This is a genomic window from Mesorhizobium sp. M0306 (genome assembly GCF_040321655.1).
Lineage (GTDB): Bacteria > Pseudomonadota > Alphaproteobacteria > Rhizobiales > Rhizobiaceae > Mesorhizobium.
On the sequence record NZ_JAMYRY010000030.1, the window covers coordinates 1 to 24782 of the forward strand.

Sequence of the window (24782 nt, forward strand, 5' to 3'; positions counted from 1 at the left end):
CCGGAGAGACGGGCAAGCCTGTCGTTTCCTTCCTTCAGGCGCTCATCGCGCCTGTCTTCAAGCTCGTCGGCATTCTGATGAAAGCCGCGCCGATCGGCGCTTTCGGCGCAATGGCCTTCACCATCGGTAGATATGGCATCGGTTCGGTCGTCAACCTCGCGATGCTGGTCGCGACGTTTTATTTCACCGCCTTCCTCTTCGTGTTCGGGGTTCTCGGCGCGGTCTGCCGCTACAACGGCTTTTCGATCTGTTCTCTCATTCGCTACATCAAGGAAGAGCTGCTGCTTGTCCTCGCAACGTCCTCCTCGGAGGCCGCGCTCCCCTCGCTCATGCAGAAGATGGAGAAGGCGGGCGCCAGGCGTTCGGTTGTGGGTCTCGTCATCCCGGCCGGATATTCGTTCAATCTGGACGGCACGAATATCTACATGACCCTGGCGGCCCTCTTCATCGCGCAGGCGACGAACACGGATCTGTCAATCGGCGATCAGGTGCTGCTGCTGCTCGTTGCGATGCTTTCCTCCAAGGGCGCTGCAGGTGTGACAGGTGCGGGCTTCATCACCCTGGCTGCTACGCTCGCCGTAGTTCCGAGTGTTCCCGTTGCTGGGATGGCACTGATACTCGGCATCGACCGCTTCATGTCCGAATGCCGGGCGCTGACGAATTGCGTCGGCAACGCAGTGGCATCCCTCGTCGTTGCCCGCTGGGAAGGAGAATTGGACCGAGCGCAGATGAAAGCCGCCTTCTGCGGTCATCAGCTTGCCGAGGCATCAAACCGGCTATCCTCCGCCGAGTAAGGTCGACGCACCGCGACCGGTTTCGCCAAGCTGGTCACATGACCTGAACGATCGACTCGCAGGCTCTAAACGGCGCCTCACGGACCATGTATCAGAAGCGCAATATGTGTGAGTGCAAATCATCGCCGCCCTAAGCGAATGAACCTTCCGTTATACCCGGCCGGTCTACATCTGGAGTAGTCCAATACGCTGTCGATCATTCAGTATGCGGGCGTCTCCACTTTGCCCACCCGAAACCATTGTCGAATCGCGCTAGGTGACAGAGAGCCAGCCTGCGTCAAAAACCAATCAGAATAGGATCCATGACCAAGCGCCCCACAATTGCCGATCTCGCCCGCGAAGCCCGAGTCAGCGTAGCAACGGTCGATCGGGTTCTGAACGCCCGCCATCCGGTGCGCGAGGAGACCGCGCGGCGGGTCCACGACGCCGCCCACGCGATCGGCTATCATGCTGCCGGGCTCATCAAGCAGCGCTTGCGGCGAGACCTACCGTGCTACCGTCTGGGCTTCATCTTGAGAAAACCGGCCCAGCATTTCTACCAAGACTTTGCGCGCGAGGTCGAAGCGTCGGTCAATTTGGCCCAGTCCTTCCACGGCATTCCGCTCATCCAATTCGCCCCGTCACATATGCCGAGCGACCTAATCGCACCGCTCAAGGATTTGGGCGCACGCTGCCATGCGATCGCGATGGTGGCACCGGACCACCCGAAAATTACAGCAGCGGTTGAGGACCTCAAGGCCAAAGGCATTCCGGTTTTCTCGCTGCTTTCCGACTTCGCCGCCGGCGTGCGACAGGGCTATATCGGCCTCAACAACCGCAAGGTGGGGCGCACGGCCGCTTGGATGGTGTCCAAGGTCGCAAAACGGCCCGGCAAGGTGGCGGTGTTTGTCGGCAGCCATCGTTTCCAGGGGCACGAGCTCCGTGACGTCGGCTTTCGCTCCTATTGCCGTGAGAACGCGCCGACGTTCGAGGTGCTCGATCCGCTTGTGAACCTGGAGAAACGGCAGGTCACCTACGAGGCAACGCTTGATCTCATGCAGCGGGAACCCGAGCTCGTCGGCTTCTATGTCGCCGGCGGCGGCATGGAGGGCGCCATCTCCGCGGTCCGGGAAGAGGGTAAAAGTCGCGATCTCGTCGCGATCGTGAATGAAATCACGCCGGAATCTCGGGCGGCACTCGCAGATAACATCATCACGATGGCGGTCGCCACGCCAATGCGCCGGCTTTCCCAGGAGCTGATAACGCTGATGACGCGGGCTATCGAGACCGGCACTGCTGAAACACCAGGACAGACATTTCTGCCGTTCGACATCCATCTGCCGGAAAATATATGAAGCTGATGGATTCTATCGTAAGCGGGGAGTTTCCTTTCATAAATGAGAGAAAGTTGATTGATGATCCGATCCACGCGGGGTAGCCGCACCCCACAGGCCTCAGCCGCGGCCCAGGATGAAAGCGCCGATTGAGTGAACGGATCGGCCGCGCGTTCAGGCGGAAGCGCGAGGTAAATTCCCTGCATCCGCAGCGTCGACCTCGACCGGCTTCATTGCCAACATCTCGACGTTGTCGGTGCAGGGCGGTGTCGTCAAGGATGCCTCACGCCAGTAGCCGAGCGAGGCCGGCACAGTCCATTGGGATCGACCTCGTCGACCGCCATCTCCTCGCCTGGCCGCGCGTGAAAAGCCGCGGCAAGGCCGGCAAAGTTGGCATTTGAGTGGGGCTAAACATCTTCTGGGACTTCGCACGCGAAATCGGAGGCGGCAGTCAACTCAGCACCAACCGGGCATGTGTTCTGCTCGTTCCTGGCCCTCGTACTCAGCAAGGAACTGCGCCGCTCTGCCCCGAATGGCAACCGCTCCTCCGCGACCGCCTCCAGGAGCCACCGTCGAAAAGGATGGTCGCGTCGTCACCACCACGTCACGGCAAAAGTGGGCAACGTCTTGAAGGCAGCTGGCATCGCTCTGCGACACACCTCGACAAACAACTCGCCTGAGATCACCCCCAAAAAGGTAGTGGTAACACGCGCCGGCGCGCGCCTAACATGCTGATTAATGACATTATTCTTACAGCCGGTGTTTAAGTGGGGCTAAATCTCTTCTGGGACTTCGCACGCGAAATCGGAGGCGGCAGTCAATTCGGTACCAACAACGGCAAGGTCGGATCCGGCGTGCCCGAGACGCTCAATAATTTCAAGCAAAGGCGCCAGGCGAGATGCCTCCTGCAACATCATTTCCCGCATCCACAGGCTTGCCGGATCAGTATTGTGAAGCGCAGGCCATTGGACGGCCTCCGTGAATGCGGGATGAGGAAGTGGCGGCGGAAGTCCGACAATCCGCAGGGGTGTTGTTTTTGCGAAATGCTGCGCCAGCCGTAAGGGCATGGTCCCGATGCGGTTGGTGCCTGATACAACGGGCGGGATCATGCTAAAGCCCTGTACGACGACCTCGATACGTCTCTCGAAACCGTGCTCGAGCAAATACCATTCCTCCATGGTGGGCTGCCGGGTGTGCCTGAATCTGAGCACAACATGCCCCATGGACAAGTATCGCTCGAATGTAAGTGGCTCTGACAGCTGCTTGTTCGTGCCGCAGCCTACGCATACGAGCATATCTTCGAACAGGGCTGCGCGAGGATGTTTCGACATGAACACTTCCGGCATAATCAGAAAATGAACGTCGCCGCGCCGGAGAAGCTCCTCGGGGTCGTCGGAAATAGGCAGACATTCGAAGCGGACGGCGGGAGCTTCCCGCGCAGCACGCTCTACGATCTTCTTAAAAAATACGAGCGTGAGGTAATCGGAAAGCATGATTCGGAAGAGACGATCCGATTGGGCTGGGTTAAAGGCGTCCCAGGAAATAATCGATAGCTGGATGTGCAGCAATGCGTCCCGGACTGCTGGGGCGAGCCCCTCCGCGCGCGGTGTCAAAATGAGCTCGCGGCCGTTCATCGCAAATAGCTCATCGCTGAAATAGGCGCGTAACCGAGCGACGGCGGCGCTCATGGCCGGCTGGCTCAGGTTAATACTGTTGGCCGCGGCAGTGACTTTACGCTCCCTGATCAGAGCGTCCAGCACAACGAGGAGATTCAGATCCAGCCCCTTAAACCGCATATCCTGATCTATCCAGCGTGTGGATGGGCATCATCTAAACAATCAATTTTACGAATTTACGAACCATGCATTAGAGGAACGTAAATGACCGACGTCAAGCTCAAATCGACGGCGCCGCGACACGGGCGGGAACATCGAGAGAGCTCATTGGCGAGCCCCACCGGCTGGCTCACCTTCGCTAACGACAACGGTTGAGTGCAGCCAACAACGCCGCCGCTTTGGCCGGGTAATGCAGCCCGCAAGAAACTATTTTGAAGAGAGGTCCTGAATGCGCCCTCAGGTGCAGTGGAAATTGTGCTGGGAAAACGAGTTGCAGCTCTCGGACCACGTCGAGCTCGCCCAGTTCTTTCGTAATACCTACGGGCCGACTGGGGCGTCCAACGCAGAACCGTTCGAAGGTAGTCGAAGCTGGGCCGGAGCCAGGCCTGAACTCCGCGTAATCGCCTATGATTCGAGCGGTGTAGCGGCTCACATGGGCATACTGCGCCGTTTCATCAAGGTTGACGCGGTCGACCTGTTGGTGGCTGAGCTGGGCCTGTACGGGGTACGTCCGGATCTTGAGGGTCTCGGAATCGCCCATTCAATCCATGTCATGCTTCCAATACTGCAGGAGCTTGGCGTTCCATTCGCTTTCGGAACCGTCCGGGACGCGCTGCGGAATCATGTTGAGAGGTTCGGACGGCGATACAGCCCTTTGGCCGTTTTGTCGGGAATTCGCGTGCGCTCCACCCGACCAGAGGCGCGCCTCGACCTGCCGCCCACACGCATCGATGACGCACTCACCATTGTTCTGTCAGTTGGACGGCCGATCAGCGAATGGCCCACGGGCACGATGATCGATCGGAACGGACCAGAGCTATGAGCCGTCCCGATTGCTTGTACGAAGTGCGCCGTGAGTGCTCTGACCGCACCGGCCGTCGCAGCGTTTATCTGACGTTTGACGACGGTCCCAATCCACTTTTCACACCGGAGATTCTGGATGTGTTGGCAGAGCAGCGGGTGCCGGCGACTTTCTTCGTCATCGGCGCCTACGCCTTAGAGCACCCGGATCTAATCCAACGAATGTTTGCAGAAGGGCACGAGCTAGGCAACCACACGATGACTCATCCGGATCTGTACAAATGCGGCTTCGGCGAAGTGCAACGTGAGATCTTTGAAGCGAACGGCGCCATCATGAGGGCGTGCCCTCAGGCCTCGGTGCGCTATATTCGCGCGCCCTATGGCGCCTGGAGCGAAGAAGTCTTCACAGCGTCACAGATCGCCGGGCTGACGGCCCTCCATTGGTCCGTCGACCCACGAGATTGGTCTCGCCCTGGGGTCGACGCGATTATCGATACCGTGCTCGCCTCTGTCCGGCCGGGCGCAATCGTACTCTTGCACGACGGATGCCCTCCCGGCGAGTTGAGCCAGGGCGCTCACGCCGGTCTGCGCGACCAGACGGTCACGGCGCTGTCCCGTCTGATTCCAGCACTGCATGAGCGCGGATTTGTAATCCGCTCACTTCCTCAACATCACTGAACAAACGAGATCCCATGACTCTTCTTGGTACAACCAGCACTGTGGCCATTTCGCTTTATGCACTGCTCTCGACTGCTTATAAGAGCATGCAGGGGATTTATGCTCTGCCGACAAACGACTCATCGGCGTTGAAGGATCTCGTCGGCTCCGATCAACTGCCCAGCGTGGATGTCATCGTCCCCTGCTTCAACGAGGATCCGCGCACGCTTTCAGAGTGCCTGGCTTCCATTGCAGACCAAGAATACGCCGGAAGACTTCGGGTCTATGTGGTTGATGACGGTTCTGGAAATCGCGAAGCCGTAGGAACTGTCCACGAAACCTACGCGCGCGACCCTAGGTTCGACATCATTTTGCTTCCCGAGAATGTTGGAAAGCGCAAGGCGCAGATCGCCGCGATACGCCGCTCATCCGGGGATTTGGTGCTTAACGTTGATTCAGACACGATACTCGCGTCCGACGTCATTACCAAGCTTGTACCGAAGATGCGAGATCCAGCGGTCGGCGCAGTCATGGGTCAGTTGATTGCCAGTAACCGGAGCGAGAGCTGGCTGACAAGGCTGATAGACATGGAGTACTGGCTGGCTTGCAACGAGGAGCGCGCGGCACAGGCTCGCTTCGGTGCCGTTATGTGCTGTTGCGGCCCATGTGCCATGTACCGCCGATCTGCGCTCCTTTTGTTACTGGACCAGTACGAGTCGCAATTTTTTCGGGGCAAGCCAAGCGACTTCGGGGAGGATCGCCATCTCACTATCCTCATGCTGAAAGCAGGCTTTCGAACCGAGTACGTTCCGGGCGCCATCGCGGCCACAGTCGTTCCGAACAGACTCGGACCGTATCTGCGCCAACAACTCCGTTGGGCACGAAGCACATTCCGGGACACGCTGCTTGGGCTGCGCTTGCTGCCCGGCCTCAATAGCTATCTCACGTTGGACGTGGTCGGACAGAATCTCGGGCCGCTACTCCTCGCCCTATCGGTACTAACGGGCCTCGCACATTTCGCACTGACAGGCACTGTGCCTTGGTGGACAGGACTGATGATTGTGTCCATGACCATGCTCCGATGCAGCGTGGTAGCATTTCGTGCTCGACAGTTTCGATTTCTGGGCTTTTCCCTGCACACGTTCATCAACATCTTTCTCTTACTTCCCTTGAAGGCCTACGCGCTGTGTACATTGAGCAATAGCGATTGGCTGTCGCGAAGCTCTGCTGTCGCTACATCGAACACTGGGGGAAAACAGGCCCCCATCCAAACTCCGATCACTGGATCAAGCAGGGCAGAATTCTCACCGCATGCGGCTCCGCTTCGCAGGCTCAATCTTGCGCGGATTCTTCGGGATTAGCGCTTCGAGCAACATCTGCGGCGACGAGTGATCGCTAATTTCCTAGGTGGACGAGAGGTGGACGAGTTGACCCAGAACATGAATCATCAGTTGCTCGATCGGGAATTGGCCGCAGACGATCCGTGGCGCCTCGACGGCAATCCGTTCGAGCGGGAGCGCCACACGCAAATGCTCCAGCTGGCGCTTGCCCAAGGCTCCATTACAAATGCCCTCGAAGTCGGGTGCGCTGCCGGCGCATTCACGGAAAAACTGGCTCCCTACTGCCAAGGGCTCACCGTCATCGATGTCGTGGCGCAAGCGATTGCTCGAGCACGTCAACGGATAAAGGAGCCGTCGCGCATCAACTGGATAGTCTCCGATGTTCAACAGTTTTCGACCGGCGAGTTGTTTGACCTGATCGTTGTGGCGGAGGTCCTATACTACCTCGAAGACATAGCCGAGATGCGCGCGGCCGTCAAAAACCTGGTGCGGGTGCTTGCGCCAGGCGGGCATCTGATCTTCGGATCGGCAAGAGATGCTAATTGCCGTCGCTGGGGTCACGCCGCTGGTGCTGAGCCGGTCATCGCCATGCTGAACGAAACGTTGATCGAGGTAGAGCGTCTTGAGTGTCGGGGCGAGTCGGTCAACGAAGACTGCTTGCTCGTCCGTTTCCGGAACCCGCTTTCCGCTTCCTGATGAATCGAATCTATCGCCGTTAACGTGGAGACACTATGCGCATCTGTGGTACCAAGCTGACCCATGATGGGGCGATCGCCCTTGTCGAGGATGGACGGCTCGTCTTCTGCGTTGAGCAGGAAAAGCGGCACAACAATCCGCGTTATCAAACCATCGATAATCTCGACGCAATTGTCGCCGCTTTGGCGGAACAGGGGCTAAATCCTTGTGATGTCGATCAGTTCGTTATCGACGGCTGGGATGGCGAAGACGAGTCACAGTTTCAGGTCCGGCAGGCAACCAAGCAACTGCCAGTCTTGGCGTCCCTCTCGGTAAAATGAACCCATGTCCATGGTAGCGATCGATCTTACTGACGTAAGCAAAACTTATGACAAGCTCGTTGTCGACAGACTGTCGTTCCGCGTTGCGGCGGGGGAATGCTTCGGGCTCTTGGGACCGAACGGTGCGGGCAAAAGCACGATTGCGCGTATGGTCCTCGGCATGACATCGCCTGATGCGGGGAAGATTACTGTGCTCGGCGCTCCAGTGCCGGCGCGCGCGCGTTTGGCACGTATGCGCATCGGCGTGGTCCCGCAGTTCGACAATCTTGATACCGCGTTCACTGTACGCGAGAACCTGTTGGTGTTCGGGCGCTACTTCCGGATGAGCAGACGCCAGATCGAAGCGGTCATACCATCGCTGCTTGAGTTCGCCCGCCTCGAGAACAAAGCGGATGCGCGCGTCGCCGAACTGTCCGGCGGCATGAAGCGGCGCCTGACGCTCGCGCGTGCGCTGGTCAATGACCCGCACTTGCTGGTGATGGACGAGCCGACCACCGGCCTCGATCCGCAGGCCCGCCACCTGATCTGGGAACGGCTGCGATCGCTGCTGGCGCGGGGCAAGACTATTCTTTTGACTACCCATTTCATGGAAGAGGCCGAGCGGCTGTGCGATCGGCTGTGCGTTATGGAGGAGGGGCGCAAGATCGCCGAAGGCCGCCCGTCCGCACTCATTGACGAGCAGATCGGCTGTGACGTGGTCGAGGTCTACGGCGGCAATCCGCATGAACTGGGTGCGCTGATCCGGCCGTACGCACAGCGCATCGAGGTGAGCGGTGAGACGCTTTTTTGCTATGCACCCGATCCGGAGCAGGTGCTGGTGCAGCTACGCGGGCGCGCGGGTCTACGCCTTCTGCAGCGTCCCCCCAATCTCGAGGATGTGTTTTTGCGGCTAACCGGGCGCGAGATGGAGGACTGAACAATGGGCGAACGTTATGCGGCGGCCATGCCCGCCAATGCGTGGAATTGGGTCGCGGTTTGGCGCCGCAACTATCTTGGATGGAAGAAAATCGGGCTTGCATCGGTTCTCGGAAACCTCGCCGATCCGATGATCTACCTGTTCGGTCTCGGCTTTGGCATCGGAACAATGATAGGTCCTGTTGAGGGCACTTCGTACATTGCGTTTCTCGCGGCTGGCATGGTTGCCACAAGCGCGATGGCATCGGCGACTGCTGAAACGGTTTACGGGAGTTTCGGCCGCATGGACAACCAGCGCACCTGGGAAGGAATGTTATGCACTCAGCTGACGCTCGGCGATATCTTACTCGGCGAATTGGCGTGGGCAGCCACCAAGGCCCTGATGGCGGGCACTGCAATCACTGTTGTTGCCACCACGCTCGGCTACACATCGTGGCCATCCATCCTCTGCTTGCTGCCAGTCATCGCTCTCAGTGGCCTCGCCTTCGCGAGTCTAGCGATGGTCGTCACGGCGCTTGCGCCCAGTTATGAATATTTCATATTTTACAATACGCTTGTTATAACACCCATGCTGTTCCTTTGCGGCGCGATGTTTCCGGTCAACCAATTGCCCGGCGCTTTTCAGGACGTCGCCTCCTTGTTGCCGCTCGCACATGCAATTGACCTCATTCGTCCGGCGATGCTTGGCCGTCCGGCCGGCAGCATGGGCCTGCATATCGGCGCGCTTTGCATATACACGGTTTTGCCGTTCTTCCTATCGGTTGCTCTATTTCGTCGTCGGCTGATGCGTTGACGCTACTCACCATTTAAAATTGATTCTTTGGGCGATACCCATCCACGCGTCGGATAGGTCAATACATGCGTTTTAAGGGACTCGATCTAAATCTCCTGGTTGTGCTGGACGCTTTGATCAGGGAGCGTAAAGTCACCGCCGCGGCCCGCAGTATTAACCTGAGTCAGCCGGCCATGAGCGCCGCCGTCGGTCGGTTACGCGCCTATTTCAGCGATGAGCTATTTACGATGAACGGCCGCGAACTCATTTTGACACCGCGCGCGGAGGGACTCGCCACAGCAGTCCGGGACGCATTGCTGCACATCCAGCTGTCGATTATTTCCTGGGACGCCTTTAACCCGGCCCGATCGGATCGTCGCTTCCGCATCATCCTTTCCGATTACCTCACGCTCGTATTTTTTAAGAAGATCGTAAAGCGTGCTGCGCGGGAAGCTCCCGCCGTCCGCTTCGAATGTCTGCTTATTTCCGACGACCCCGAGGAGCTTCTCCGGCGCGGCGACGTTGATTTTCTGATTATGCCGGAAGTGTTCATGTCGAAACATCCTCGCGCAGCCCTGTTCGAAGATATGCTCGTATGCGTAGGCTGCGGCACGAACAAGCAGCTGTCAGAGCCACTTACATTCGACCGATACTTGTCGATGGGGCAGGTTGTGCTTAAATTCGGGGACACCCGGCAGCCCTCCATCGAGGAATGGTATTTGCTCGAGAACGGTTTCGAGAGACGTATCGAGGTCGTCGTACAGGGCTTTAGCATGATCCCGCCCCTTCTATCAGGCACCAACCGCATCGGGACAATGCCCTTACGGCTGGCGCAGCATTTCGCAAAATTAACACCCCTGCGGATTGTCGAACTTCCGCCGCCACTTCCTGCCGCATTCACGGAGGCCGTCCAATGGCCTGCGCTTCACAATAATGATCCGGCAAGCCTATGGATGCGGGAAATGATGTTGCAGGAGGCATCTCGTATGATTACCCCGCCTAAGAGCACCGGACGTCTCAGTTGTCGGCCGACGACCCCTCGGTTATGAGAGGAGGCATGGATGGCGATTGGGATTGGGCGATTCCTGCATTGTCGAGAACGATGCAGGGAGAGCAGATCCTTCAGCCTGAAGAGGTGGCAGCGATGCTGCCGCTGCATGAGCTTGGCTGGGGAACCGACGGGCGAAAGAATTCGGGTGCGCTCGCAACTCGGTGCCTCGGTATCTAAGCGAGGGCGGGACTGTTCCGTTTCGCAAGCCTGTGCGGCCGACCGCGTTTGACGGACTGGACGATTGGCTGCGGGAGCGCTTCTTCCCCCATGGCTCGGGCTGGATGACGATCTCGACCCGCTCCAGATGCGCCGGGAACGCCTTGCGCGGTCGCGCAGCACGTCGCGGCTCGCCTGTCGGTCTTGCGGCCTCGAGCTCGGACTCAATCGCGCCGAGCCCGGTCTGGATTTCGAAGGCGAAGGCCTGCTGGGCACGTTCGAGCTTCTCGGAGCTGCGACCGAAGCGGCGCGCTCCAGCTGCTTGACGATCCCATGAAGGTCGGCGATCCTCCCCTGGGCACGCTCGTTGAGTGTCGCCATCCGGACGATCTCGGCCTTGAGTGTTTCGCTCCGGAGTTGTTGCAGTTCGGCCTTCTCCGCCGCCATGGCGACGAACATCGCCTTGAGCGGATCGATTTCGTGGGGACGGGCCGAAGCGCTTCTCGTCATGACGCCGACAGGAGCTTGTTTTACACGGCCTGAAGCCCGCCTTTTGCGCCTGAGTCACTTCGCCACCGCCTTCCGGCCGGACGCCGTCGCCGTTCGGCTCGAACGCGCGTCCAGTCCATGCCTTCGACGAGCGCCATCAGTTTCGGCGCGGCAAGCCGATCACGCCGTTCTCCGCCAGCGGAACTTGTCCTCGTCCAGCGCTCACGGTGCGGGTATGCCGGCGTCGAGCAAACAGAGAGAAGTTTGGGGCCCAACCAGGACGGCCCCGTTACGAAGTTCGTCCTAGTCTAGTCCCGGTTTGAGTGTCGAATCTTCATCGATTGCATCGGCGACCAGCGTCCCCGCTGCCTGCGAGCCCGCAACTGCTCAGCAGAAGGAAGTGAACGTGAGTGCATCCATTTCGTAAATGTGTGTCTATCCAAGCAATCGATTTCTCTAATTATCCGATGAGGAATATGAAACGCGTCAGGCAGGGTGCATCATTAGGAGTATTTTCGATGGCAAACATTATCGAGGGTGGCCCGGGTTCCGAAACACTCCTCGGCACCAAGCTTGAAGATTGGATGGAGGGTTTCGGGGGCAATGACTGGATTGACGGTCGTGGCGGCAACGACGAGATCTCGGCTGGCGCGGGCAGTGACCGAGCCCTCGGCGGCGAGGGTAACGACCGCATCTTCGGCGGAGATGGCTGGGACGATCTCTCCGGCGACAACGGCCGCTTCAACGCGCGCATCTCCGGTGAGGACAATGACAGGCTCAGCGGCGGTCCCGGCCAGGATGTCGTCTACGTGGGTGACGGCCAGGACACGTTGACCGGGGGCACCGACAGTGACACGTTCGTGTTCCAGTTCCACAATCCGGTGCCTGGGGTCGTCCCGAGTGTCGGGTCGAAGCCGGACATTTCCACTATCACCGATTTCAACCCGGCGGAGGACAAGTTCGCCTTCGATGCGGTGGGCCTCTACAACGACGGTTTTGGCGCGAACTTCGTCAACAACGCCAGCATACAGTCCGGCTACCCGGTGAGCAGCTTCTACAGTGGTGCGGCCTCGGGTGCGAACGGCGAACACGTCGTGGTGATCACTGGCGAATCTTTCAACTCTGCTTCTGAAGCCGCGAGTGCGATCTCCGGCGAGCACGCCGGCGACATCATTGTCTACCAAAGCAGCTACACCGACAGAGTCGCAACTCTGGCCTATGTCACCGCCGACAACAGCGCGCATGAGTTCGTCCACCTGGGCGGTGTGGTCACCGTGGCCGACCTAGGCCTGACCGCGTCGGACTTCACCTTCGTTTGATCCAGAAAACCCATACGGAACAGCGCCCCGCCCCCCTGGGCGGGCGCTTTCCGTTTCCGCTACTTGCGATGGGCCGGGGCGCCCGGGAGCAGTCGCAGCGTGTACAGCTTGACGAAGCCCTGCACGTCGCGCTGGTCGTACACCGAAATCTCCCTGAAGGCGTGGAGGCGGAAGCCTGTTCGGGCCCTTGCGGCCGGCCACGATGACGTTGCCCTTCCAAACCTTCAGCCGGACGGTGTTGTTGTTGACCCGCTCCATTAGATGCCAAACCAAACATATTCGGCGGGAGCACTGATCCTGAATCAGCGAGCGGATGCAGTCGGTCGCCGCTCGGGGAGCAATATAGGGAGCTGGGTCGCCAGATCCTCACGGAGACCTACGTGAGTAACCATTCCTTGAAGGATTCAGCTTTGAGACCTTTCCCTCTGACTTCCGCTATTTGGGGAATTCTGTTGATCAGCGGCGTGGTGAACGTGCTTGCGCTGATCTCGCCGGTGTTCATGCTTCAGGTCTACGACCGCGTTCTGGCAAGTGGCAGCGTATCGACGCTAGTGGGGCTCGTCGTGCTTGCTACAGGGCTTTATGCGTTCCAGTGCCTGCTCGACATTTTGCGCGCGCGCGTGCTGCTGCGGATTGGCGAGCGTTTCGATGAACAGTTTTCCGGACGCGTTCACGATGCGATCGTTCGCCTTCCGCTTTTAACGCGCATGCCGGGCGACGGCTTGCAGCCGCTACGCGATCTCGACAATGTTCGCGGATTCTTAGGTGGAAACGGCCCGACAGCGTTCTTCGATCTGCCATGGATGCTGATTTATCTTGGCATTTGCTTCCTCTTTCATTTCTGGATCGGCATGACGGCACTTATCGGGGCGATCGGTCTCACATCTCTGACACTCCTTACCAACACTCTCTCGCAAGGGCCGATACGCGATACCATTGACCACAACATGGTACGCAATGGTCTACTGGAAGCAGCGCGCCGCAATGCCGAGGTCGTGCAAGCTCTCGGTCTCGCAAAGCGGATCGCTGCCCGATGGCACAAGGCCAATGCCAAGTATCTGGCCGCCAACCGGAAAGTCGGGGACGTGGCAGGTGGGCTGGGTGGCATTTCAAAGTCGCTGCGCGTGCTGCTGCAATCGGCCATTCTTGCCGTCGGCGCGTACCTTGTCATCAGGCAGGAGACTACGGCCGGGGTCATGATTGCCAGTTCGATCACGATGGGGCGTGCGCTGGCTCCGGTCGATCTGGCCATTTCAAGCTGGAAATCCTTCCTCATGGCGCGCCAGGGTTGGGCGCGGCTGGAGGACCTCTTGGGAAAGGTTCCTGAAACCGCTCCTGTTATGCCAATGCCTGCACCTGAACGCGAACTCCGCCTCGAAGGCGTGACAATCGTTCCGCCCGGCGAAAGGAAGCCGACCGTGACCGGCCTTGCGTTTGCCGTTCAGGCGGGAAGCGCACTCGGGATCATCGGTGCATCGGGTTCGGGCAAGTCGACACTCTCGCGCGCCATCGTCGGCGCATGGGCGCCGGTCGCCGGAAAGGTTCGCATCGACAGCGCAAGCCTCGATCAATGGGACCGGGAAGCGCTAGGCCGTCATATCGGCTATTTGCCGCAAGGTGTTGAACTATTCGACGGCACCATTGCCGAAAACATCGCTCGTTTTGAAGATAATCCTGACCCTGAGGCTATTGTCACCGCGGCGAAAGCAGCGGGCACGCACGAACTGATCCTCCGATTTGAGCACGGCTACGAAACTCCGATTGGTGAGGCCGGATCGGCACTTTCCGCCGGGCAGCGCCAGCGTATCGGTCTTGCCCGTGCTCTTTATCGAGACCCTTTCCTTGTTGTGCTGGATGAACCCAATGCCAATCTCGATGCGGAAGGCGAGGCTGCGGTTGTCAAGGCGATCGCCTCCGTGCGCGAGCGCAAGGGCATTGCGGTTGTCGTTGCCCATCGGCCGAGCGCCATCCGCGCCGTGGATTTGGTGTTGGTGATGGAAGGTGGACGGCAGCGAGCATTCGGTGCGCGTGATGAGGCGCTTTCCAAAGTCCTTAAGGGGGCAGCGATGGCATCAGGCGCTGGGGTCAAGGCCATCGAGTCTACACAGGATAACGAGCGCGCTGACATGGAGGATCCCGGTGTCCGGCATTCATCAGAACAATGACGTTTCCAGGTCCATTCGCCGGCACCTGGTGGCGGGCCTGCTGGCGAGCGTGATCTTTGTGGGAGGAGCCGGAGCCTGGGCGGCCTTCACGAATCTCTCCGGCGCGGTTGTCGCGTCCGGACACTTTGTCGTCGATTCCTATGTGAAGAAGGTGCAGCACCCGACCGGCGGGGTGGTGGGAGAAATCCTGGTGAGCGAAGGTGATAAAGTAAAAGCCGGCGACATCCTCATGCGGCTCGACGCCACCCAGACGCGCGCCACTCTCGCTGTAGTCACCAAGCGGCTCGATGAGCTGGCCGCCAACCTGGCACGACTCGAAGCTGAGCGTGACGATCTGGCGGAGATCGCCTTCCCGGACTGGCTGCTCGCCCGCAGAGATGTTCCGGACGTAGCTTCGGCAGTACATGGCGAGACGCGGCTGTTCGAATTCCGCAGACAATCCCGCGACGGAAGGCAGGCGCAGCTAGCGGAACGCATCACTCAATATGAGCACGAGATCGAGGGGCTCAAGGCGCAGGCAATCGCTTCTGAGAAAAGCACCGAGATCCTCCAAAAGGAAATTGCTGCCCTGAGTGGGCTGCGCGACCAAGGCATTGTCTCGGACCAACGCTTGAACAGTCTGAAGACGCAGGTTGCCACTTTCGGCGGCGAACGCGGTGAGAAGATTGCACATCAGGCACAGACGGCAGCCCGCATAGCCGAAACGCGCCTGCAGATCCTGCAGATCGATCCGGATTTCAAGACGGAAGTCGGCCAGGAGCTCAGAGAGGTTCAGGCGCAGGTTGGGGAGTATGTTGAGCGCAAGGTGGCGGCTGAACAGGAACTGCGACGGATCGATATTGTCGCGCCGCAGTCAGGCGCCATTCAACAACTCGCAGTTCATACGGTCGGAGGAGTGATCACGCCCGCCGATCCGATTATGCTAATCGTGCCGGAAGGCGACGATCTTGCGCTTGAAGCACGAATCACCCCGAAGGACATCGACCAAATCCAGCTTGGTCACAAGGCCGTGCTGCGGATGTCAGCCTTCAATCTGAGGACCACGCCGGTATTGAACGGATATGTCAGCCGGATCGCAGCCGATCTGGCGACGGACGAAAAAAACGGCGTTTCGTATTACCTGGTGCGTCTGTCGGTTCCGCATGCGGAACTGACGAAGCTCAAGGACCTGACGCTCGTGCCCGGCATGCCGGCCGAAGCGATGATCCAGACGGGCGAGCGTACGGCGCTTTCTTATTTTGTGAAGCCGCTGTCGGACCAAATCAGTCGCGCATTCCATGAGGAATGAAAGTAACCACAGAAACATTTTGTTGGTATTCTTGTTGGTTGTTACGCATGCATGAGAGTCATAACCGTCTGAAAACACAGCCATACTTTCCTCAGTTGGATTCCGCCTCTGACTCAGATTCGTGGTTCCACGGTCATTTTGCCCTTCCAAGTCGCCGACCATTCAGTTCTTGGCCTCGAGCGCATTAAGATACCCATCATCGTACACAAAGGCTGGAAAAGAGTCCGGTGTCTTGAGCGATCCTGAGGTCTGGAGACCTAGGGTGAGCCTGCAAGCACAGGGCTAGGACATGATTGAGCGTCTGCAATATTCGGACGGGTACATAGGAAGACAGGCAGGCGTCAAAAACGCGCTTTCAACGCGCTAAACCGATGCTACGCACCCCGAGCGTCTTGCCGCCCTCGCTCCCGCCGGTAGGAATCAATCGCGAGCAGGCTGCGACGTTCATCGGCGTAAGCTCAACGACCTTTGATGAAATGGTCCAGGACGGCCGGATGCCCCAGCCACGAATGCCGAGCAAGGGGCGCATTGTTTGGGACGTCGAGGAACTTGTATTGGCCTTTCGAAAGCTCCCTCATCGCCAAATCGGAGGAGCACCAAAGCTTGACGAAGATTCGCCGCCACTAGACAATCCTTGGGATCGAAAACCACGAACATGACGGATGAGCCCGTGAAAATCGATCTTAAGGGCGTGGTGAAGGACACTGATCGCCACGGCAATGATCGGTACTATTTTCGCGCACCGGGTCGGAAGAAGGTCCGGCTCCGTGAACCGACCGGCAGCGACGAGTTCCTCGAGGAACTGCGGTGCGCGCGCGCCGAGGTCACTTATGTTCGGCCCGGCACTCTTCCCGAGATTTGCCGGCGCCTCCCCAAGCCTTCCGAGCCAGCGAAGAAAGGCACGTTGCTGTGGCTTTGCCAGGAGTATTACCGTCGGGGCGGCACGGAAATCACCCAAGACACTATGGCGCGCCGACGAGCAATTCTGGAGCGCGTATGCGAATTACCTCATCCCCTCGAAGGTGACCCGGATCCTCAGTATCCCACCAAGGGATCTCTGCCATTCGCCGGTATGAAACGGTCTCATGTTAAGGAGATCAGGGACACCAGGCTCGACGCCCTTGGCGCGGCAAACAATATCGTAAAAGCCATCAGCGCGATGTTTGAGTGGGCAAAGGACACAGAGATTCCGGGCGTCGACTCCAATCCCGCCCGCGGCATCAGACGGCTAAAGAGCGGCGACGGCTGGCACCCATGGGACGTGTCGGAGATCGTTCAATATGAGAAGCGGCATCCGCTGGGTACCGCAGCCAGACGTGCGCTCTCGATCTTCATGTTTACTGGCCTGCGGTTGTCCGACGTCGCGATCTTCGGTCGACAGCACATCACGCTCGTCTACAACGAGGAGACCGAGCAGTGGGAGAAGTGGATCAGAATTAAGCCTGGGAAGACCAGTCGTAACAAGGATGCGGTGTTGGTGGAGCTCCCGCTTCTGCCCGAACTAGAGGCGGAACTTGAGCACACGCCCTCCGACCAGATGACCTTCCTGGTCAATGAGTATGGTCGCCCGTTCTCGGAGAACGGTCTGGGCAACAAGATGCGCCAGTGGTGTGATCAAGCTGGGCTGCCGCACTGCAGTGCTCATGGAATTCGCAAGGCCGGCGCGACGATCGCCGCTGAGAACGGCGCGACGCACGAGCAGCTGAAGGCGATATATGGGTGGACTACGTACCAGCAGCCCGACCACTACATCAAGAAAGCGCGTCGCCGGAAGGTAGCGAGAGCGGCGAAATACCTGCTGGTTATCGATCGAAAAGAGAACAAAATTGTCCCACTTTCTGAGGGGGTTGAAAGAGGTGGGACAAAAATGGCCAAAAAATCCAATTAAATCAACGGCCACAAAAGCCAATGGTGGGCCCGGAGGGACTCGAACCCCCAACCAAGCGGTTATGAGCCGCCGGCTCTAACCATTGAGCTACAGGCCCCACGGCGCTGGATTAGTGTTTTTCCCTGAACCGCACAAGGCTTTCCCTGGGCTTTCCGAGCAGACGTTCCAAGGGGCTGGCAGAGATCGCCCAAATCAGCCCATATTGATAACCTATTGCACGTCGCCCATTGGACGCCGCCCAACACTCGGCCGTCTTGGGATCGCAGATCGAGGAGATTTCATGACCAGACGTATTTTGCCCCTGGCAATTGCCGCCGCAATCGCATTTCCGGCGATCGCCGGCGCCGCCGATTCACCACCGCCGCCGCGTATCGTCGTCACCGGCGAAGGCGAGGCGGCGATAGCACCCGATCTGGCTCTGCTGACGCTCAGCGTCATGCGCGAGGCCAAGACGGCACGTGCTGCGCTCGATGCCAATAACGACGCCATGGCCGCGGTGATCGCCGCGATGAAATCGTCCGGCATCAAGGAGCGCGATCTGCAGACCGCGGGCATCCAGATCAACCCGCGCTATAACTACACCAACAAGCCCGACGGCAGCCAGGAGGCCGAGCTTGTCGCCTACCAGGTGACCAACACGCTTTCGGTGCGCATCCGCGACATCGACAAGACCGGCGACATTCTCGACAAGGCGGTGTCGCTCGGCGTCAACCAGGGCGGCGGCATCTCCTTCTCCAACGACGATCCGGCGGCAGCCGTCACCGAGGCCCGCAAGAAGGCTGTCGCCAATGCCATGGCCAAGGCCAAAACGCTGGCCGAAGCGGCGGGCGTGGGCATCGGCCGGGTCCTGGAAATCACCGACCAGAATTTCGCACCACCGCCGATGCCGATCAACGCCAAGGCATTCGATGCCGCCGGTGCGTCGGTCCCGGTGCAAGCCGGCGAAAATTCCTATACCGCACAGGTGACGGTGACTTTCGAATTGAAATGATCATCGCTTGCAGCATAAAAAACCCCGGAGGATCGATCCTCCGGGGTTTTTTTGAGCCACGCTTTCCGTCCTGGCGGAAAGGGCTCCGCTACTCTACCGGCTGCAAGTCAGCCGGCCGCAGGCCCAAGACCTTAGCGATAGATGATCGGACAGCCGCGCTCATTAGCGAATACGATCACGACGCGGTCGCCATACTGGCGGCCGGCGACCTTGACCGTGCGGCGGTTGATGTCGATGATGCGGGCGCGGTGCAGGCCCATGCGTTCGGCCTTGTCGATGGCACGCTCCGGCGAACAGGACCGGCGCCAGCCGCCATGACGGCGGTGTTCGCGATAGTAACCATCATCTTCGTCGCCGGTATAGACGCCGACGCGCGGATCCTGGTTATTGCCGAAGCCGAGATAGATGCTGTCAGCATGAGCGGGGATGGCAGCAAGTGTGCCAAGGCCGACAAGAGCCGAAAGAGCAGCCGTCTTGATGGTATTGAACATTGTGTCTCTCCTTGTTGAGGGTTTCAACCCGTTTTCGTCGAACCGATGCGAGGAGAATGCACCCGTCTGTCTGAATTTTTTGCGAACCGGCCGTTCATCTCCAGTTCATGAGGCAGAACCGGAATAGTCTCTCTCGCTTCTGGAACCGGTGCGATGGACGGCGGATGGGCAACGTCCGTTTTGCCGTCGGTTCCGGATTCTCGATTTCGCGGTAAAATCCTAAGGCTCGTCTGCGAGCATATGGTCGAAATAGTCGTCCGGCTCGGCAAGGTCGGTCTCGCTGGCGCTGACCCGGCCGCGCATCGAGATGCCGGCCTCGTGCACGGTCTCGTCGCTTCCAGACACCAGCCTGTGCCACCAATAGAGATCGCGGCCCTCGGCGACCAGCCGGTAAGCGCAGGTCTTGGGCAGCCAGCTGATGGTGCGCACATTCTGCGGCGTCAGCCCGACGCAATCCGGAACACGCGCCAGCCGGTTGGCATAGTCGGAGCAGCGGCAGCTTCCAGCGTCGAACAGCCGGCAGCCGACGCTGGTCCAGTAGATCTCTCCGGTGTCCTCGTCTTCGAGTTTGGACAGGCAGCATTTACCGCAACCGTCGCAGAGTGATTCCCACTCGGCCGGGGTCATCGCCTCGAGGGTCTTGGTCTTCCAGAACGGCTTTTCCATCGGCGGCATGTGGCCCTCGGACGCTTCAAGGTCAAGCACGGCAACCGTGCACCCTCGTCCGAACGATACGCCGGGACCATACGCCGGAACATACGCCAGGACCATACGAATGACATGAAGTCGCCTTCAAAACGCCGGTCAATCGCCCTGTGCCACAGCTAGAACCTACAAACAGGAACCAAACATGGTTGCTGAAAGTTTGGGCAGGGATGGGACGCCACAAGGAGTGTTTATGATGAAACGCCAACCACGGATTCTGGCAGGCACGGCGCTTGGCCTGTTGATGGCGTCCGCGCCGTTAGGCGCGTTCCCGCTGCAAGGCAATGCCGCATTCAGCCCCGTGCAACGTACCGCAGCGCCGCTCATCCCAGTGCAATCGAGTTGCGCCGAGGGCGAGTCGGCGGAGGCCTGCGCGCAAAGCCAGCAGGCAGAGCAGCCCAGAAAGAAGAAGCGCGACCAGCAGCAGCAAACGGAATCCGCTCCGGCCGAGCAGGCGGCTCCGGCCGAGTCCGAGCAACCCCGCAAGAAGCGGCGCAATCAGCAGCAGCAAACAGAATCCGCTCCGGCCGAGCAGATCGCTCCAGCCGAGTCCGAGCAACCCCGCAAGAAGCGGCGCAATCAGCAGCAGCAAACGGAATCTGCTCCCACCGAGCAGATCGCTCCGGCCGAGACCGAGCAGCCCCGCAAGAAGCGGCACAACCAACAGCAGCAAACGGAATCTGCTCCCACCGAGCAGATCGCTCCGGCCGAGACCGAACAGCCCCGCAAGAAGCGGCGCAATCAGCAGCAGATCGAAGCGGCCCCATCGGAACAACCGGCCGAGCAGGCAGCGCCGGCAAACGACAACCAGCCCAACGTCAATCCGCGCAAGAAGAAGCAAAAACAGAACCAGCAGATCGAGGCTGCCCCGGCAGAACAGGCTCCGACTGTCGAGCCCGGACAAAAGCCGGGCAAGCGCAAGAAGCCTGCTGAATTGACCGGACCCGCCACGGAGCCGGAAGGCCAGCCGGCGCCGACCAATAAGGAAGCGACCCCACAGGCCCAACCGGCTCCGACGGAGCAGCAGGCCGCTCCCGTCCAGGACGAACAGCCCCAGGACAAGATCAAGAAACGTGGCAAGAGGCCTGTCGGCGAACAGCCGGTGACAGGAGAGCAACAGCCCTCGACCGGCGAACAGCCTTCGACTGGCCAGGCCGCGCCGGTCCAGGGTGAAAATCCGGTCCAGGGTGAAGCCCAGGCCAATCCGAACGAGGCACCTGTTCTGGACAGCCAGAAGGATGTCTTGCGCAAGCGCAAGGGTGGCAAGGAGCGCGGCCAAAATGCCGGCAAGCAGCAGGGCAACCAGCCCGCCCAGCAGGGCGAGAACCAGGCGGAAGCCCCGAAGCCGGCTCCGGTCGAGGAGGGACCGCCACCCACCGACGACCGGGCAGCCCAGCAGGAGATCAAGCCTGAAAAGATCGCTCCGGTGACCGAGGAAAAAGGCAAGCGTGTCGAGCGTGCGCCGGACATCGAGGATGTTCGCCGCCGTCCGCGCCCCCAGGGCGCCAACGTCGTCAGGGAATTCGGCGACCGCGTCATCCTCCAGTTCAACAACCAGACGTTCGTGGAAAGCAGCGATGCCCCGCGCATGCATCGTGGCGCCAGGAATGTCTATTATGAGGACCTGTCGGGCGATCGCACCCGGGAGATCGTCGAGCGCGACAACGGTGTCCGGATCGTCACTATCCGCAACCGCTACGGCGACGTCATCCAGCGTTCACGCATCGCGCCTGACGGGCGCGAATATGTGCTGAGCTATGTCGACGAGCGGAACTATGACTATGATGCAGACTGGCGCGACCCGGGCGACGACCTGCCGCCGATGCGCCTTACCATCCCGCAAGAGGAATACATTCTGGATTCCGAAGAAGTCGAGGATCCGGACGACTACTATACCTTCCTCGAACGGCCGCCGGTCGAGAGGGTCCAGCGCCTCTATTCGATCGACGAGGTCAAGCGCTCGGCCCGCGTGCGCGACATCGCCCGCCGCATCGACCTCGACACGCTCAACTTCGAATTCGGTTCGGCCTCGATTTCCGACACCGAGGTCCAGAAGCTGGAGGGTGTTGCCAACGCCATGGACAAGCTGCTGAAGAAAAACCCGGCCGAGAGCTTCCTGATCGAGGGCCATACCGACGCTGTCGGCACACCGGAAGCGAACCTTGCTCTGTCCGACCGCCGCGCCGAGGCGGTCGCCGAAGCCTTGACCAACGCCTTTGGCATCCCGCCGGAGAACCTGACGACCCAGGGCTATGGAGAGGAGTATCTCAAGGTCAACACGTCGGGACCCAACCGCGAGAACCGCCGCGTCGCCATCCGCCGGATTACCCCCCTGGTGGCGCCGGTGGCCAGCGCCCAATAAATCGGAATGTGAACCGCGCGATTTGATCAACCATTGAATCGCGCGGTCATCAATCTTGAAACGCGTGGTTACCAATCCCAGATTCTGGACAGGGCGTTCCCTGCCCTGTCCCGACTCCAGCGGGACACACGAGCCCCGCCGGTTCCCCTCCCCGGCGGGGTTTCGTTTTTTTGGAACCTTGCAAACAGCCGCAGCCTGCCCGAAATACGGCACTCCGACAACGGAGCCCGAACCGCCGCATGAAGCGCCTCGAACTCGCCATCGAATCGATCATTCTCGCCTCGCGCTGGCTGCTGGTCGCCTTTCTATCTCGGACTGGGTGCGGCACTTGCCATCTATGCCGTGTCCTTCGGCAAGAAGCTGTTCGAGTTCGTTCCCGTCGCCTTCACGCTCGATGATACCGACACCATCCTGAAAATGCTCGGCCTCATCGATGCCGCGCTGGTCGCCTCACTGGTGGTGATGGTGATCATCTCGGGCTACGAAAACTTCGTCAGCCGCTTCGATGAAAATGACGGCAAGGTGCATTGGCTGGGCACGATCGATGTCGGCTCGCTGAAGGTCAAGGTCGCCTCGACAATCGTAGCGATCTCCTCGATCCACCTCTTGCAGGTGTTCCTGAACTCGGTCTCCTACACGACCGACCAGCTGATGTGGCTGACCATCATTCATCTGGCCTTCGTTCTCTCGGCACTGATGCTTGCCTATATCGACCGGCTGATGGGTCTTGGCAAAGCCAAGAAAGCCGAGGAGTGAGCACGCGTCTGTGCCGGTCTTTTAAGAGATGCTTCTGTAGCTAGATACTTTTCGTCAGTAGATACCTTTGATTTTGGTATCCGTCCGGCCGAACACCTCGTCCGGCACAAAAAAGTCGCCGGCGAGCGGGCCTGTCGCACCCGGCGCATAGGCCGAGAAATCGCTGACGCCCTCAGCGCGCAGCACTTCTTCGTCAATGTAGAAATTGCCGGTCGTCTCACGCGACGGCCTGACCAGGATGGCGTATGCCGCATCGGCCATGATGTCGGGCGAACGGCTCATCGCCGCCACCGTCGCTCCGCCCAGGAGGTTGCGCACCGCCGCCGTGTCGATGGTCGAGATCGGCCATAGCGAATTGACCGCGATGCCGTCCCTGGCGAACTCGGCGCTCATGCCCAGCGTGCACATCGACATGCCGAACTTCGCCATCGTGTAGGCGACATGGTTCTTGAACCACTTGGCCTTCATGTCGAGCGGCGGCGCCAGATTCAAGATGTGAGGATTTTCCGCTAACCTCAAGTGCGGAATGCACATTTTGGAGACGAGAAAAGTGCCGCGCGTGTTGATCTGGTGCATCAGATCGTAGCGCTTCATGTCAGTCTCCAGCGTGCCGGTGAGTTGGATGGCGCTGGCGTTGTTGATGCAGACATCGATGCCGCCGAACCTCTCCACGGTCTTGGCGACGGCTTCGGCGACCTGTGCTTCATCCCGAATGTCGCACAGCACCGGCAGCCCCTTGCCGCCGGCCTGCTCGATCTCTTGCGCCGCCGTGTAGATCGTCCCCGGCAGCTTCGGATGCGGCTCGGCGGTCTTGGCCGCGATCGTCACATTGGCGCCGTCGCGCGCGGCGCGCAGCGCAATCGCCAGCCCGATGCCGCGCGACCCGCCGGAGATGAACAGCGTCTTTCCCTTGAGCGACATCCTCGCGCCTCCCTGCAACATGAAAGACACGATCCTTGCGCGGCTGAGAACCGCCGCGCAAGGCCCAACACACCGGATGCGGGTTACGCTGCGTCGGCCTTGAGACAATCTGAGCTAGACCAGCACCAGGCCCTGCCGCATAGCGATGGCGATCGCATCGGTGCGGTTGGCGGCACCGAGCTTCGTCAGGATCGCTGCGACGTGGAATTTCGCCGTATGCACGGAGATGTTCAGCCGCCGCGCGATGACCTTGTTGGGCGCGCCTTCGGCGAGCAGTGCCAGCACCTCGCTTTCGCGCGGCGAAAGCGTCGGCCGGACGATCTGCTCGTCTGTCAGTTCCTCTTCGAACCGGTCGCTGTCATGGAAGGTCAAATCGTGATGCCGATCGGATAGAGCATGGCTGTCACGCGAAATCCGGTAGCCCGCCGCCGCCAGCCGCGCGGCGGCGGCGATCAGCAACTCGTCCGCTTGCATCGGCAGCACGGCAAACACTGTATCGGCCGGCCGTTCACGGGCCGCTCGCGGCGATAGCAGCACGCGAGGCATCGCCGCGTCGAAGAGACCGCCTTGTAGCCCATGATCATCGACGATGGCGACATCCGCCGCCCCACGCCCGTCGACTTCGCCCGCCAGAACCGGCCGCAGATCATCGGTCGCAGCGAGAGCCGCGGACAGACTTCGCGCGCGCTCGACGTCACCGAGCGCGATCAGCACCGTCAGCCGTCTGCCAGCGACCTCACCGCTTACCATCTATCCC

21 protein-coding genes, 1 tRNA gene and 5 pseudogenes are annotated in these 24782 nt (G+C 59.9%); 20 read left to right on the forward strand and 7 right to left on the reverse strand.

Annotated features, from left to right (window positions below):
* The 3 genes and pseudogenes from NKI95_RS28015 to NKI95_RS34545 form a co-directional block, all read left to right on the forward strand.
* Positions 1-794: cation:dicarboxylate symporter family transporter (locus tag NKI95_RS28015; protein WP_352720825.1), on the forward strand; the 794-nt coding region annotated here is incomplete at its 5' end.
* 302 nt (positions 795-1096) lie between these two features.
* Positions 1097-2128: a LacI family DNA-binding transcriptional regulator gene (locus NKI95_RS28020; protein ID WP_023678260.1), complete on the forward strand. Its 1032-nt coding sequence runs from the start codon at positions 1097-1099 to the stop codon at positions 2126-2128.
* Between the two features lie 414 nt (positions 2129-2542).
* Positions 2543-2787, forward strand: a pseudogene (locus tag NKI95_RS34545) (IS1634 family transposase); the annotation flags it as partial.
* Between the two features lie 93 nt (positions 2788-2880).
* On the opposite strand, the gene NKI95_RS28025 reads toward NKI95_RS34545, so the two are convergent.
* Positions 2881-3903, reverse strand: coding sequence for a LysR family transcriptional regulator (locus tag NKI95_RS28025; RefSeq protein ID WP_352720827.1), 1023 nt, complete (start codon positions 3901-3903; stop codon positions 2881-2883).
* A 268-nt stretch (positions 3904-4171) separates the two neighbouring features.
* Here NKI95_RS28025 and NKI95_RS28030 point away from each other — a divergent pair, with 268 nt between their 5' ends.
* The 9 genes and pseudogenes from NKI95_RS28030 to NKI95_RS28070 all read left to right on the forward strand — a co-directional run.
* Positions 4172-4765 carry a NodA family N-acyltransferase gene (locus NKI95_RS28030; RefSeq protein ID WP_352720829.1) on the forward strand — a complete coding sequence of 198 codons (594 nt, stop codon included), beginning with the start codon at positions 4172-4174 and terminating at the stop codon, positions 4763-4765.
* The gene (nodB, locus tag NKI95_RS28035) at positions 4762-5421 is read left to right on the forward strand and encodes a chitooligosaccharide deacetylase NodB (protein ID WP_352720831.1); all 660 of its coding nucleotides are present in this window, start codon (positions 4762-4764) and stop codon (positions 5419-5421) included. The genes NKI95_RS28030 and nodB overlap by 4 nt, the downstream gene beginning before the upstream one ends.
* Before the next feature lie 14 nt (positions 5422-5435).
* Positions 5436-6761, forward strand: coding sequence for a chitooligosaccharide synthase NodC (nodC, locus tag NKI95_RS28040; RefSeq protein WP_352720834.1), 1326 nt, complete (start codon positions 5436-5438; stop codon positions 6759-6761).
* Between the two features lie 78 nt (positions 6762-6839).
* Entirely contained in the window at positions 6840-7436 is a 597-nt protein-coding gene (gene nodS / locus NKI95_RS28045) for a nodulation methyltransferase NodS (RefSeq protein WP_352842597.1), read from the forward strand.
* A gap of 35 nt (positions 7437-7471) precedes the next feature.
* Positions 7472-7705, forward strand: a pseudogene (locus NKI95_RS28050) (carbamoyltransferase N-terminal domain-containing protein); the annotation flags it as partial.
* A gap of 55 nt (positions 7706-7760) precedes the next feature.
* Positions 7761-8672 carry a nodulation factor ABC transporter ATP-binding protein NodI gene (nodI, locus tag NKI95_RS28055; protein ID WP_352450739.1) on the forward strand — a complete coding sequence of 304 codons (912 nt, stop codon included), beginning with the start codon at positions 7761-7763 and terminating at the stop codon, positions 8670-8672.
* Positions 8673-8675: 3 nt separating this feature from the next.
* Positions 8676-9464: an ABC transporter permease gene (locus NKI95_RS28060; RefSeq protein WP_023719312.1), complete on the forward strand. Its 789-nt coding sequence runs from the start codon at positions 8676-8678 to the stop codon at positions 9462-9464.
* Positions 9465-9529: 65 nt separating this feature from the next.
* A complete protein-coding gene (locus NKI95_RS28065; protein ID WP_352483784.1) occupies positions 9530-10492 on the forward strand; it encodes a LysR family transcriptional regulator in 963 nt (320 codons plus the stop codon).
* An 8-nt stretch (positions 10493-10500) separates the two neighbouring features.
* Positions 10501-10763: pseudogene (locus NKI95_RS28070) on the forward strand (hypothetical protein); the annotation flags it as partial.
* A gap of 29 nt (positions 10764-10792) precedes the next feature.
* Here NKI95_RS28070 and NKI95_RS28075 read toward each other — a convergent pair.
* Positions 10793-10951, reverse strand: a pseudogene (locus NKI95_RS28075) (IS66 family transposase); the annotation flags it as partial.
* A gap of 32 nt (positions 10952-10983) precedes the next feature.
* Between NKI95_RS28075 and NKI95_RS28080 the strand changes: the two are divergent.
* From NKI95_RS28080 to NKI95_RS28100, 5 genes are all read left to right on the forward strand, one after another.
* The gene (locus NKI95_RS28080) at positions 10984-11193 is read left to right on the forward strand and encodes a hypothetical protein (protein WP_352720838.1); all 210 of its coding nucleotides are present in this window, start codon (positions 10984-10986) and stop codon (positions 11191-11193) included.
* Between the two features lie 464 nt (positions 11194-11657).
* On the forward strand, positions 11658-12458 hold the full coding sequence (locus NKI95_RS28085) for a calcium-binding protein (protein ID WP_023678272.1): 801 nt from the start codon (positions 11658-11660) through the stop codon (positions 12456-12458).
* Positions 12459-12853: 395 nt separating this feature from the next.
* Positions 12854-14623, forward strand: a complete 1770-nt coding sequence (locus NKI95_RS28090; protein ID WP_352720902.1) for a type I secretion system permease/ATPase — start codon at positions 12854-12856, stop codon at positions 14621-14623.
* Entirely contained in the window at positions 14598-15911 is a 1314-nt protein-coding gene (locus NKI95_RS28095) for an HlyD family type I secretion periplasmic adaptor subunit (RefSeq protein ID WP_352450735.1), read from the forward strand. The genes NKI95_RS28090 and NKI95_RS28095 overlap by 26 nt, the downstream gene beginning before the upstream one ends.
* Before the next feature lie 670 nt (positions 15912-16581).
* On the forward strand, positions 16582-17799 hold the full coding sequence (locus NKI95_RS28100) for a tyrosine-type recombinase/integrase (RefSeq protein WP_352720840.1): 1218 nt from the start codon (positions 16582-16584) through the stop codon (positions 17797-17799).
* Between the two features lie 21 nt (positions 17800-17820).
* Here NKI95_RS28100 and NKI95_RS28105 read toward each other — a convergent pair.
* Positions 17821-17896, reverse strand: a tRNA-Ile gene (locus NKI95_RS28105).
* Between the two features lie 183 nt (positions 17897-18079).
* Between NKI95_RS28105 and NKI95_RS28110 the strand changes: the two genes are divergently transcribed.
* Positions 18080-18790 carry an SIMPL domain-containing protein gene (locus NKI95_RS28110; protein WP_023719319.1) on the forward strand — a complete coding sequence of 237 codons (711 nt, stop codon included), beginning with the start codon at positions 18080-18082 and terminating at the stop codon, positions 18788-18790.
* 131 nt (positions 18791-18921) lie between these two features.
* On the opposite strand, the gene NKI95_RS28115 is transcribed toward NKI95_RS28110, so the two are convergent.
* Both NKI95_RS28115 and NKI95_RS28120 read right to left on the reverse strand, forming a co-directional pair.
* Positions 18922-19281, reverse strand: coding sequence for a hypothetical protein (locus tag NKI95_RS28115; RefSeq protein WP_023678277.1), 360 nt, complete (start codon positions 19279-19281; stop codon positions 18922-18924).
* Positions 19282-19500: 219 nt separating this feature from the next.
* Positions 19501-19947 (reverse strand): YcgN family cysteine cluster protein, encoded by a 447-nt coding sequence (locus NKI95_RS28120; RefSeq protein ID WP_023678278.1) that lies wholly within the window; start codon positions 19945-19947, stop codon positions 19501-19503.
* A 235-nt stretch (positions 19948-20182) separates the two neighbouring features.
* On the opposite strand from NKI95_RS28120, the gene NKI95_RS28130 reads away from it, so the two are divergent.
* Complete coding sequence (locus tag NKI95_RS28130) at positions 20183-22348, forward strand: OmpA family protein (RefSeq protein ID WP_502909269.1); 2166 nt, start codon at positions 20183-20185, stop codon at positions 22346-22348.
* Positions 22349-22587: 239 nt separating this feature from the next.
* Positions 22588-23104, forward strand: a pseudogene (locus NKI95_RS28135) (TIGR00645 family protein).
* Between the two features lie 54 nt (positions 23105-23158).
* Here NKI95_RS28135 and NKI95_RS28140 read toward each other — a convergent pair.
* Both NKI95_RS28140 and NKI95_RS28145 read right to left on the reverse strand, forming a co-directional pair.
* Positions 23159-24025: an SDR family oxidoreductase gene (locus NKI95_RS28140; protein ID WP_352720846.1), complete on the reverse strand. Its 867-nt coding sequence runs from the start codon at positions 24023-24025 to the stop codon at positions 23159-23161.
* A gap of 114 nt (positions 24026-24139) precedes the next feature.
* A complete protein-coding gene (locus tag NKI95_RS28145) occupies positions 24140-24775 on the reverse strand; it encodes a helix-turn-helix transcriptional regulator (RefSeq protein WP_352720848.1) in 636 nt (211 codons plus the stop codon).
* Positions 24776-24782: the final 7 nt, after the last annotated feature.

What these genes read in the sequence shown, in the direction of transcription:
- NKI95_RS28140 (WP_352720846.1), bottom strand. Translation starts at nt 24,025, where the DNA reads ATGTCGCTCAAGGGAAAGACGCTGTTCATCTCCGGCGGGTCGCGCGGC.
- NKI95_RS28080 (WP_352720838.1), top strand. Translation starts at nt 10,984, where the DNA reads ATGAAGGTCGGCGATCCTCCCCTGGGCACGCTCGTTGAGTGTCGCCAT.
- NKI95_RS28060 (WP_023719312.1), top strand. Translation starts at nt 8,676, where the DNA reads ATGGGCGAACGTTATGCGGCGGCCATGCCCGCCAATGCGTGGAATTGG.
- NKI95_RS28120 (WP_023678278.1), bottom strand. Translation starts at nt 19,947, where the DNA reads ATGGAAAAGCCGTTCTGGAAGACCAAGACCCTCGAGGCGATGACCCCG.
- NKI95_RS28025 (WP_352720827.1), bottom strand. Translation starts at nt 3,903, where the DNA reads ATGCGGTTTAAGGGGCTGGATCTGAATCTCCTCGTTGTGCTGGACGCT.
- nodI (WP_352450739.1), top strand. Translation starts at nt 7,761, where the DNA reads ATGTCCATGGTAGCGATCGATCTTACTGACGTAAGCAAAACTTATGAC.
- nodC (WP_352720834.1), top strand. Translation starts at nt 5,436, where the DNA reads ATGACTCTTCTTGGTACAACCAGCACTGTGGCCATTTCGCTTTATGCA.
- NKI95_RS28145 (WP_352720848.1), bottom strand. Translation starts at nt 24,775, where the DNA reads ATGGTAAGCGGTGAGGTCGCTGGCAGACGGCTGACGGTGCTGATCGCG.
- nodB (WP_352720831.1), top strand. Translation starts at nt 4,762, where the DNA reads ATGAGCCGTCCCGATTGCTTGTACGAAGTGCGCCGTGAGTGCTCTGAC.
- NKI95_RS28020 (WP_023678260.1), top strand. Translation starts at nt 1,097, where the DNA reads ATGACCAAGCGCCCCACAATTGCCGATCTCGCCCGCGAAGCCCGAGTC.
- NKI95_RS28065 (WP_352483784.1), top strand. Translation starts at nt 9,530, where the DNA reads ATGCGTTTTAAGGGACTCGATCTAAATCTCCTGGTTGTGCTGGACGCT.
- NKI95_RS28130 (WP_502909269.1), top strand. Translation starts at nt 20,183, where the DNA reads ATGAAACGCCAACCACGGATTCTGGCAGGCACGGCGCTTGGCCTGTTG.
- NKI95_RS28115 (WP_023678277.1), bottom strand. Translation starts at nt 19,281, where the DNA reads ATGTTCAATACCATCAAGACGGCTGCTCTTTCGGCTCTTGTCGGCCTT.
- NKI95_RS28030 (WP_352720829.1), top strand. Translation starts at nt 4,172, where the DNA reads ATGCGCCCTCAGGTGCAGTGGAAATTGTGCTGGGAAAACGAGTTGCAG.
- nodS (WP_352842597.1), top strand. Translation starts at nt 6,840, where the DNA reads ATGAATCATCAGTTGCTCGATCGGGAATTGGCCGCAGACGATCCGTGG.
- NKI95_RS28085 (WP_023678272.1), top strand. Translation starts at nt 11,658, where the DNA reads ATGGCAAACATTATCGAGGGTGGCCCGGGTTCCGAAACACTCCTCGGC.
- NKI95_RS28110 (WP_023719319.1), top strand. Translation starts at nt 18,080, where the DNA reads ATGACCAGACGTATTTTGCCCCTGGCAATTGCCGCCGCAATCGCATTT.